Here is a 10394-nt window from a genome sequence, read left to right as displayed (position 1 = left end):
GGCGGGCGCGGCAGGAACGGCGCCGCGAAGCAGGTCGAGAATTCAGGCTCCACACCGACAAGGCCCTTCTCGGTGCCGGCGACCTTCGCCGTATAGCCGGACAGGAAGTGATACATCGCCTGCGCCGGGGTGAGTTTGGCGATCGGCGGCATCACGCCGAAAGCGTCGGCGGTGAGGAAGATGATGTTCTTCGGATGGCCCGCGATGCCGCTGCGCGATGCGCTCGGGATGAAGTCGAGCGGATAGGCCGAGCGCGTGTTCTCGGTCTTCTTGTCGCTGTCATAGTCCGGGATGCGCGTCACCGGATCGAACACGACGTTTTCCAGAACGGCGCCGAAGCGGTTGGTGGCGTCCCAGATCTGCGGCTCGGCCTCGGCCGAGAGCTTGATGGTCTTGGCGTAGCAGCCGCCTTCGAAATTGAACACGCCGTCCGGTCCCCAGCCGTGCTCGTCGTCGCCGATCAGCGTGCGGTTCGGATCGGCCGACAGCGTGGTCTTGCCGGTGCCGGAGAGGCCGAAGAAGACAGCACTGTCGCCCTTGGGGCCGACATTGGCCGAGCAGTGCATCGGCATCACGCCGCGCTCGGGCAGATAGTAGTTGAGCGTCGTGAACACGCTCTTCTTCATCTCGCCGGCATAATAAGAGCCGCCGATCAGCACGATCTTGCGGGCGAAATCGATGGCCACGACGTTCTCCGAACGCACGCCATGGCGCTTGGGATCGGCGCGGAAGCTCGGCATGTCGATGATGGTGAGCTCGGGCACGAAGGTCGACAGCTCGATCGCCTGGGGACGGATCAGAAGCGTACGGATGAACAGCGAGTGCCAGGCGAGCTCGGTGAAGACACGGGTCTTGATCCGGTAGGTCGGATCGGCGCCCCCATAGAGATCCTGCGCGAACAGCCGTTTGCCCTCGGCATGCTTGAGGAAGTCGGTATAGAGCGCCTCGAACTGCTCGGCCGTGATCGACTGGTTGCCGGCCCACCACATCTTCTTGTCGGTGGTCGCATCGCGGACCGTGAACTTGTCCTTCGGGCTGCGGCCGGTGAACTCACCGGTGTCGGCGCACAAGGCGCCATCGGCTGAAAGCACAGCTTCGCCCGCGGCCAATGCATATTGATAGAGCTGCGGCGCGCCGAGATTCCAATGCACCTGCTTGAGATTTTTTAAGCCGAATTTGTCGGCGCCAAAGGCACCGTTCCGCACACCCGTCTCTTGCACGAAAAACTCCTCCTCGAATCCGCGTTTCTTGATCGCGCGGATGCCTAACTCCCGCGCGTCCGTCACGGTTAAGGCCGTTGAGTATAACCGCCCAGGGAAGGCCGGGCGAACGAAAATTGCGGGCGATCTTTAGTGATGAACGCACGGCTTGCCAAGCCGATCCCACCGATTTGGTTTATTCCAGAACGGCCTGGCCTGCCGCCCCACCATGCTGCGACGCAAAGCCGCTATGGCGTCCTCCCCTCCGGTGACCTTGCCTGATCCGCCAGGCGGACCAGGATTTTCCGTAAGTCGCCGGGCCCTGTGATCCGCTCGGGAAAGTCGAGCCGCAGCGTCTTGGTCCCGGCCTGCAGGTCAATACCTTCGGGATCGATCCCGCTACAACGCCAGTCGGCGGATCCTGCGCCCAATAGCCGCGTGGCGTAAAGGCCGAGCGCTTCGCGGTGGTCGGAATTCAAGTGCTCGACCGCGCTCTGTTCGGCGTCGATCAAGGCCTGCGCATCCGAAATATCGGTCAAAAACTGGGCAGCCTTGAGATCCAAAATCCGCCCAAAGCCCGCCACCAGATGCGTCCCGCTCAGGCGGATTCGGAAAAACGAGAAATCCTTGAAATCGACGAACGCTTCCGCGCTCGGGTGGGCATTCAGATAACGTTGCCGCACGAGGTCGCGATCGGCCGTGATCTCCTCAGCGTGGCCCGACAGCATGATCCGCGCGCCCTCGAGCGGATCGCCCTCGACACGCTCATCCAGCATCAGCGAGACACGTGCGTCCGCAAGCAGGTTCTTGGTGTGAATGGCAAGACGGGAGATCAGGAGAATCGGCGAGCCGTCGGGATGGGTCGCCACATTGACCAGCGAGCAATAGGGATCGCCACTTCCCGCCATCAGCGTCGCCAGCGCGCCCTGCCGGCTGCGGCGCAAAAGCGATTTAACGGCCTTGGCGGGCTCGAAATCCGGGGTCAATTGCATCGATTATTTCCTTGCATCCTGTTGCAATTGGGACCTTTTCTCGGGTAAACCGACGTCCATACGGGGCGGGGCGCCTAGGCAAAAAGGGGCGCTTTCATGGAACTCGGTCACACTTCAGCCCAGCTTGCATTGCTCGTTGACCGCGTTCGAAGCCCATCTATGCGGCGCAGCAAACGTTTAGCCGCCGTTTCAGCCACGTTGGTGCGGCGGATTTGACATTCGCTCCGGTATCGCAGCGAGTTCTTGAGGCGAATGTCAAATCCGAAACCGCACCAAGAAACCTAAATCTGCCAGCGTCTCTTGGTTCTGACATTCGTAAACAAAGCCGCCGCGATATCAAACGAATGCCAGAAACAGGACACCGGTAGCAGTATCTGAAAGCAGGCTCATGCCCACCATTGCCTTGGTCGATGACGACCGCAACATTCTTACCTCCGTCTCGATTGCGCTGGAAGCCGAAGGCTATCGCATCATGACCTATACGGACGGTGCGTCGGCGCTGGACGGATTTCGGACCAGCCCGCCCGACCTCGCCATCCTCGACATCAAGATGCCGCGGATGGACGGCATGGAGACGCTACGGCGGTTGCGGCAAAAATCCGACCTGCCGGTGATTTTCCTGACCTCCAAGGACGAGGAGATCGACGAATTGTTCGGCCTCAAAATGGGCGCCGACGATTTCATTCGCAAACCATTCTCGCAGCGGCTTCTGGTCGAGCGCGTCAAGGCGGTGCTGCGCCGTTCCGCCCCGAAAGACCCGACGGCCGTGCCGAAGGAAACCGATGCGAAGGCGCTCGACCGTGGCCTGTTGCGCATGGACCCGGAACGCCACACCTGCACCTGGAAGAACGAGCCGGTCACGCTCACGGTCACCGAGTTTCTCATCCTTCAGGCGCTCGCCACGCGCCCCGGCGTCGTCAAGAGCCGCAACGCGCTGATGGATGCCGCCTATGACGATCAGGTTTATGTCGACGACCGCACCATCGACAGCCACATCAAGCGGCTGCGCAAGAAGTTCAAGGTCGTGGACGACGAATTCGAGATGATCGAAACCCTCTACGGGGTCGGATACCGCTTCAAGGAAGCTTGAGATACGCGTCCTACGCGGTTTGCCGACTGACGTTGGCTGGGGTCTCATGCTAGTGTGGCGGTTCAGAACTCCGCATCATTTGTGCCGCGCCTTTGCCGGCGCGGTCGCAACGCGCGAGCCTTCGCGAAACAACCGGCGGTTTTGACCATTGCTCGATCGAACGCAGCCTGATTCAAACGTGAGCGCTGGCGACGCCGTCGCGCCCGTCGTAATGGACACCGTTGCGACGGAAAATCCGCCGGCGGCACCCTGGCAGCCGCTGGGTTGGCTGCGCCGGTTTGGACAGTTTGCTTTTGCCCTAAGCTTCTCCAGCCTCACACGACGTATCGTTTCGCTCAACATTGCCGGCCTGCTCGCGCTGGTGGCGAGCATTTTGTACTTGTCGCAGTTCCGCGCCGGCCTGATCGATGCCCGCGCACAGAGCTTGCTGGTGCAGGCCGAAATCATCGCCGGCGCCATTGCGGCTTCCGCAACCGTCGAGACCAATGCCATCACCATCGACCCCGACAAGTTGGCGGACCTGAAGGCCGGCGAAACCGTCAGCGCACCGGACGAACTTTCCGGGCTCGATTTTCCGATCAATCCCGAGCGCGTGGCGCCGGTGCTGCGCCGGCTGATTTCGCCGACCAAGACCCGCGCCCGTATCTATGACCGTGACGGCGTGCTGATCCTGGACAGCCGCAGCCTGTATGGCCGCGGCGACGTGCTGCGCTTCGAACTGCCGCCGCCGTCGGTCGAAAAGCCCGGGCTCGCCGAGCGAACGATGATCGCGATCCGCACCTGGCTCAATCGAGGCGACCTGCCGCTCTACACCGAACTCGGCCCTGAAAACGGCAACGGCTACCACGAGGTCGCGCAATCGCTGAACGGCCAGAAGAGCAGCATGGTCCGCGTCAATGACCGCGGCGAGGTGATCGTTTCGGTCGCCGTTCCCGTGCAGCGGTTCCGCGCGATCCACGGCTCCTTGATGCTGTCGACGCAGGGCGACGATATCGACCAGATGGTCACGGCCGAGCGGCTCGCAATTCTGAAAGTCGGCGGCGTCGCTTCCGCCGTCATGATCGTATTGTCGCTGGCGCTGGCGAGCACGATCGCGGGCCCGGTGCGCCGCCTCGCCGACAGCGCCGAGCGCGTCCGCCGCCGCATCCGCACCCGCGTCGAGATTCCCGACTTCACCGGCCGCCGCGACGAGATCGGCCACCTCTCCGGCGCGCTGCGCGACATGACGGGCGCGCTCTACAACCGGATCGAGGCGATCGAGATGTTCGCCGCCGACGTCGCCCATGAACTGAAGAACCCGCTGACCTCGCTGCGCTCGGCGGTCGAAACCCTGCCGCTCGCCAAGACCGAGAACAGCCGTGCGCGGCTGCTCGAGGTGATCGAGCATGACGTCAAGCGCCTCGACCGGCTGATCTCGGACATTTCCGATGCGAGCCGGCTCGATGCCGAATTGCAGCGCCAGGATATGGCGCCCGTCGACCTGCGCCAGCTCCTCACCGCGCTCGCTTCGGTTGCCAATGAAACCAAGCGCGGCAACAATGTCGCAGTCGAATTGCGGTTCGAGGGCCGAGGCCAGTTCGACACCTTTGTCGTTCCGGGTCACGATTCACGGCTTGGACAGGTCATTTCCAATCTGCTGTCGAACGCGCAGTCGTTCTCCGAACCCGGCAGCAAGGTGCGGATCACCTGCCGGAACCGGCGTTCGAATATTGAAATCATCGTCGATGATGACGGCCCCGGCATTCGCGAGGATGCGCTCTCGCGCATCTTCGAGCGCTTCTATACCGACCGGCCGCATCAGGGCTTCGGCCAGAATTCGGGCCTGGGGCTCTCTATCTCCAAGCAGATCGTGGAAGCCCATGGCGGACGGATCTGGGCCGAGAACCGCCTCGGACCGCCGGGCGAGGATGGCACCACGACGGTTGCCGGCGCGCGCTTTGTGGTCCGGCTGCCGACCTGATGACAATCGAGGGCGAAGCCAGCATTCATGCGTCCGCGGTTCTGGCGGGGAGATGTGCCGTGCTCATTCGCGGGCCGTCCGGTTCCGGCAAATCGCGTCTTGCATTCGACCTGATCCTGGCCGGCCGCGCCGGTGTGATCGCGCCGGTCACGCTGATCGGCGATGACCGGGTCCACGTCTTGGCGCGCGACGGGGTATTGATGATTCGGCCAGCGCCGGCTCTGGCCGGCCTGATCGAGATCCGCGGCCTCGGTATTCGCCGCTGCGACTTTGCCGCCGAGGGAATCGCGGGGCTCGTTGTCGACCTCCAGGCGCCCGATGCCGAGCGCCTGCCGCCGCCGGAAGCGCTACAAACCTGCATCGATGGTATTTTGATACCAAGAATTCCGGTCCAGTGTGGATTTTCCGGGCTTCCGTTGGTGATCGCAGCCCTTACAATGACCGCGAATTCATCTTCCGCACATCCTTCGGCGGATTGCTCGAAGGAATTTGGTAACCATATCACCCCCACACTCGCGACCGAATAGACCGCGCTCTCTCTTGGCTATTTTCCGGGAGAATTGCAGGGTTCCCCTCTTGCGCAGGGGCTCCGGATGGTCAAAGTGGCGCGTTCGTGCGGTGCACCAAAGGCACCCACGAGGAGTTCTCGATGATTGGTCTAGTACTTGTGACCCATGGGCGCCTTGCCGACGAATTTAAGGCGGCGCTGGAACACGTCATGGGTCCGCAAAAACAAATCGAAGCCGTCACGATCGGCGCTGAAGACGATTCCGATCTGTGCCGCAGCGACATTATCGAAGCGGTGAATCGCGTCGACAGTGGAGACGGGGTTGCGATCCTCACCGACATGTTCGGCGGCACGCCCTCGAATCTCGCTATCTCCTGCATGAGCCGTCCGAAGGTGGAAGTGCTCGCGGGCATCAATCTTCCCATGCTGGTCAAGCTTGCCAAGGTCCGCGAAGAGCGCACCCTTCCCGATGCCATTGCGATGGCCCAGGAAGCCGGCCGCAAATACGTGACCATTGCAAGCCGGGTGCTTGCCGGAAAATGAGCGACGACGGCGCGGCGCCCGACACCTCTTCCGGACCTCGCATTCCGGAAGGCGCCGTTTCCCGCGAACTTCCCATCATCAACAAGCGCGGCCTGCACGCGCGCGCCTCCGCCAAATTCGTGCAGATGGTCGAACGCTTCGACGCCGAAGTGTGGGTCACCAAGGGTGGCGAGACCGTCGGCGGCACTTCGATCATGGGTCTGATGATGCTCTCGGCCGGCCCCGGCACCTCGATCGTCGTGTCCGCGGCGGGGCGCGAGGCGCAGGCGGCGCTCGATGCCATCACCGAACTCGTGGCCGCCAAGTTCAACGAAGAGAATACGTAGACTTCCGTCATTCCGGGATGGCGCGCCAGCACCAGACCCGGAATCTCGAGATCTCAGGTGCGCAATTGCGCACCACAGTTCGCTCGTTGTCACTCGCGCCCCGGCATGACTAACGTCATTTCGCCGGCGGTACGATATAGACCTTCCAGGTGACAGCAGGACCTGCATGGCCCTTGAAGAAGCGTTGCGTGGTGATCGCGACCTGCTCGGCATCCTTGCCGTTCGCGGCCATCCAGGCCTCGCACTCCGGCAAGCGGTTGTCCGTGGTGTCGCAGACGCCGATGAAGCCGAGACGCCTGGCCTCATCGAGCGATGTTAGGCCTGAGGACCAGATTTCGCCCGGCGTCAGCGGCGCCGGATGGTCCGGGCTATAGAAGGTCATGGGCTCGCCGACCTCGGTCGTCCCGGCAACCACCGACCAGCGTGTGAAAAAGCGGTTGTGCCACAGGCCGGTCAGTTCACGCGCCAATTGCGAGCGCGCGCCGTAGCTGAAGGCAAGCCTGGGATCGTCGGAAATTTCGTGGACGGCGATCGCAGGCGAAGCTGCAAGCGTTGCCAGCGTCAGAACGAGCCAGATCGCGGCGATCCGCAACAGTGCCACGCCCGGCACGCGCAACGAGGGAAGGCACACGAGCGCAAGCGGCACCAGGAAGAACAGCGAGATCCCCCAATCGGTCTTCATGTATACGTTAAAGATCAGCGCGCCGAGCGGCGGCCCGACGGCGACGATGATCTGGATGATCCAGACGTTGAGCGCCTGAGTGCCGTTCACGCCCGTACTGGCTGTCGATGACCAGAGACGCGCCAGGGTCGCCCGCGGCCCACGCAGGCTTATTCCGGCAAGTGCGAGCGCAGCGATCAGGACCGGCAATACCAATAGTCCCAGATTGTGTTCGATGTAGCCGAGGACCAGCCGCGCGCACTGGGCGCGGGTCACATGGCCATAGACGTCGCCCGCATAGGTCAGCGGCACGAAGTCCACATCCTTCAACCATAGAAGATGCGGGATCATCGCGACGACCGCGACGACCATCGCCACCCATGGCGCCGGCGCGCGCAGAAATTCACGGCGCTCGGGATGAATGAGCGCGGCAAGGCCGACCGCGCCGATCATCGTGAGCACCCAATATTTCGTCATCAGCGCCAGCGCGCCGGCAAGCCCGAGCCAGACGCCGGAGACCGCGGTTCGCTTCTGGAACGCATCGAGATAGGCCAAGACCAGCAGTGGCAACGTCACGAGCTGAAGCAGGTCGGGATTGTATTTGAAGCCCTTGAAATTGAAGATCGGATAGATCGCGAGCATCACCACGACGAGAAATGCGCGGCGATAATCCACGACCCGTGTTGCGATCAGCCAGCAGATCACGAGGCCGGCAGACACCGTCGTCATCGCGAGCAGGTAAGTCGCCCAGTCGGTGACCGGGAACATCTTGAACCAGATGCCGGCGACCCAGCCCGCAAGCGGCGGGTGCTTGCCATAGCCGAGCTGGAATTTCTGCCCCCAGGCGAAGGCTTCCGCGACGTCCATATGGATGTCCTGTGCGGCCTTCAGATTGATCAGGATCACGGTCCACAGCACCGCATGGAGGGCGGCAAACGAGAACACGAAGGCGGAGGCGCCGTAGCGGTCCTTGGCCGACGCCAGCACCCAGGCCGCGAGCCGCCGCACGCTCAGCCGGCGGATGCCCCGGCGGCGGCGTGGCAGGGTCGTGGACGAAGTGAGCGTCGGAGACATGCGTTTTGGTACCTCTCTCGATCCCGCGTGGGTAGCGCGTTTTGCGTGCAAGTGTAATCAGCTTGGCGTGAAGATATGCCCTTAAAAGCCCGCCATTTTGGTTGCCGCCAAAAACCGCGAATGCTATCCCGCGCCCCATGACATCAGTCCCCATTCCCAACATCCGCAACTTCTCGATCGTTGCGCATATCGACCATGGCAAATCGACGCTGGCCGACCGCCTGATCCAGATGACCGGCGGCCTGTCGGATCGTGAAATGGCGGGCAAGGAACAGGTGCTCGATTCGATGGACATCGAGCGCGAGCGCGGCATCACCATCAAAGCCCAGACCGTGCGGCTGAACTACCGCGCCAAGGACGGCAAGGATTACATCTTCAACCTGATGGACACGCCCGGCCATGTCGACTTCGCCTACGAAGTCTCGCGGTCGCTGGCGGCCTGCGAAGGTTCGCTGCTGGTGGTCGACGCCAGCCAGGGCGTCGAGGCGCAGACGCTCGCCAACGTCTACCAGGCGCTCGACAACAACCACGAGATCGTGCCGGTCCTGAACAAGATCGACCTGCCGGCCGCCGAGCCCGAGAAGATCAAGCAGCAGATCGAGGACGTAATCGGCATCGATGCCTCGGACGCCGTGATGATCTCGGCCAAGACCGGGCTTGGCATTCCCGACGTGCTGGAGGCGATCGTCACCCGCCTGCCGCCGCCGAAGGGCGACCGCGACGCGACGCTGAAGGCACTGCTGGTCGACAGCTGGTACGACGTCTATCTCGGCGTGGTCGTGCTGGTGCGGATCGTCGATGGCGTGATGAAGAAGGGTAGCCGCGTGCGCATGATGGGCACGGGTGCGGCCTACGACATCGAGCGCGTCGGTTTCTTCACTCCGAAGATGCAGCAGGTCGACGAGCTCGGGCCCGGCGAGATCGGCTTCATCACCGCGGCGATCAAGGAAGTCGCCGATACCAGGGTCGGCGACACCATCACCGACGACCGTCACCCGGTGAAGGACATGTTGCCGGGCTTCAAGCCGGCCATCCCCGTGGTTTTCTGCGGCCTGTTCCCGGTCGACGCCGACGATTTTGAAACGCTGCGCGGAGCGATGGGCAAGCTGCGTCTCAACGATGCGAGCTTTTCCTTCGAGATGGAAACTTCCGCCGCGCTCGGTTTCGGCTTCCGCTGCGGCTTCCTCGGATTGTTGCATCTGGAGATCATCCAGGAGCGCCTGTCGCGCGAATTCGATCTCAACCTAATCGCGACCGCGCCGAGCGTGATCTACAAGATGCATCTGACCGATGGCTCGACCATCGAGATCCATAATCCGGTCGACATGCCGGACGTGGTCAAGATCGCTGAGATCGAGGAACCCTGGATCGAGGCTACGATCCTCACGCCCGACGAATATCTCGGCAGCGTCCTCAAGCTCTGCCAGGACCGGCGCGGCTCGCAAAAAGAGCTGACCTATGTCGGCAGTCGCGCCATGGTGAAATACGATCTGCCGCTCAACGAGGTGGTGTTCGATTTCTACGACCGCCTGAAGTCGGTCTCGAAGGGCTATGCCTCGTTCGATTATCACCTCACGGACTACAAGCCCGCCGATCTCGTCAAGATGCAGATCCTCGTCAACAACGAGCCGGTGGACGCGCTCTCGATGCTGGTGCACCGCACCCGCGCCGAAGGCCGCGGACGCGCGATGGTTGAGAAGATGAAGGAACTGATCCCGCCGCACATGTTCCAGATTCCGATCCAGGCGGCGATCGGGGGCAAGGTGATTGCGCGCGAAACCGTGCGGGCCCTGCGCAAGGACGTCACCGCGAAATGCTACGGCGGCGATATAACGCGTAAACGCAAACTTTTGGAAAAGCAGAAGGAAGGCAAGAAAAGAATGAAGCAGGTGGGCCGGGTGGAAATCCCGCAGGAAGCTTTTCTTGCCCTGTTGCGGCTCGGGGAGTAGGCGCCAGCGTGTCGGAACCGGTGCGTGAAGTGGTGGCCGCCTCCCCGGAGACGGCGGTGGCGTCCGGCAAATCCGTCGTCCGCGAATATGCC

The 10394-nt window shown here is 62.5% G+C and carries 9 protein-coding genes; 6 read left to right on the top strand and 3 right to left on the bottom strand.

From position 1 onward, the window contains the following. The coding region (locus VFL62_RS19390; RefSeq protein WP_325173998.1) for a phosphoenolpyruvate carboxykinase (ATP) at positions 1–1220 on the bottom strand (1220 nt) is incomplete at its 3' end. A 227-nt stretch (positions 1221–1447) separates the two neighbouring features. Then, positions 1448–2191 (bottom strand): HugZ family protein, encoded by a 744-nt coding sequence (locus VFL62_RS19385; RefSeq protein WP_325173997.1) that lies wholly within the window; start codon positions 2189–2191, stop codon positions 1448–1450. A gap of 388 nt (positions 2192–2579) precedes the next feature. On the opposite strand from VFL62_RS19385, the gene VFL62_RS19380 reads away from it, so the two are divergent. The 5 genes from VFL62_RS19380 to VFL62_RS19360 all read left to right on the top strand — a co-directional run bounded on the left by VFL62_RS19380 (position 2580) and on the right by VFL62_RS19360 (position 6618). Continuing rightward, a complete protein-coding gene (locus VFL62_RS19380; protein WP_325019023.1) occupies positions 2580–3281 on the top strand; it encodes a response regulator transcription factor in 702 nt (233 codons plus the stop codon). A gap of 148 nt (positions 3282–3429) precedes the next feature. Beyond that, positions 3430–5241, top strand: a complete 1812-nt coding sequence (locus tag VFL62_RS19375) for a sensor histidine kinase (RefSeq protein ID WP_325173996.1) — start codon at positions 3430–3432, stop codon at positions 5239–5241. Then, on the top strand, positions 5241–5768 hold the full coding sequence (locus tag VFL62_RS19370) for an HPr kinase/phosphatase C-terminal domain-containing protein (protein ID WP_325173995.1): 528 nt from the start codon (positions 5241–5243) through the stop codon (positions 5766–5768). Before VFL62_RS19375 ends, VFL62_RS19370 begins: the two co-directional genes overlap by 1 nt. Positions 5769–5890: 122 nt before the next feature. After that, a complete protein-coding gene (locus tag VFL62_RS19365) occupies positions 5891–6292 on the top strand; it encodes a PTS sugar transporter subunit IIA (protein ID WP_068733893.1) in 402 nt (133 codons plus the stop codon). Continuing rightward, positions 6289–6618, top strand: coding sequence for an HPr family phosphocarrier protein (locus tag VFL62_RS19360; RefSeq protein ID WP_325173994.1), 330 nt, complete (start codon positions 6289–6291; stop codon positions 6616–6618). Before VFL62_RS19365 ends, VFL62_RS19360 begins: the two co-directional genes overlap by 4 nt. 115 nt (positions 6619–6733) lie before the next feature. Here the strand turns inward: VFL62_RS19360 and VFL62_RS19355 are convergent, their stop codons facing one another. After that, positions 6734–8353, bottom strand: coding sequence for a glycosyltransferase family 39 protein (locus tag VFL62_RS19355; RefSeq protein ID WP_325173993.1), 1620 nt, complete (start codon positions 8351–8353; stop codon positions 6734–6736). A gap of 137 nt (positions 8354–8490) precedes the next feature. On the opposite strand from VFL62_RS19355, the gene lepA reads away from it, so the two are divergent. Next, entirely contained in the window at positions 8491–10302 is a 1812-nt protein-coding gene (gene lepA / locus VFL62_RS19350; protein WP_325173992.1) for a translation elongation factor 4, read from the top strand. Positions 10303–10394: the final 92 nt, after the last annotated feature.

The sequence above is a fragment of the Bradyrhizobium sp. genome, assembly GCF_035701725.1.
Lineage (GTDB): Bacteria > Pseudomonadota > Alphaproteobacteria > Rhizobiales > Xanthobacteraceae > Bradyrhizobium.
Note: the sequence above shows the minus strand (reverse complement) of the source record. Positions and strands in the feature narration are given on the sequence as shown.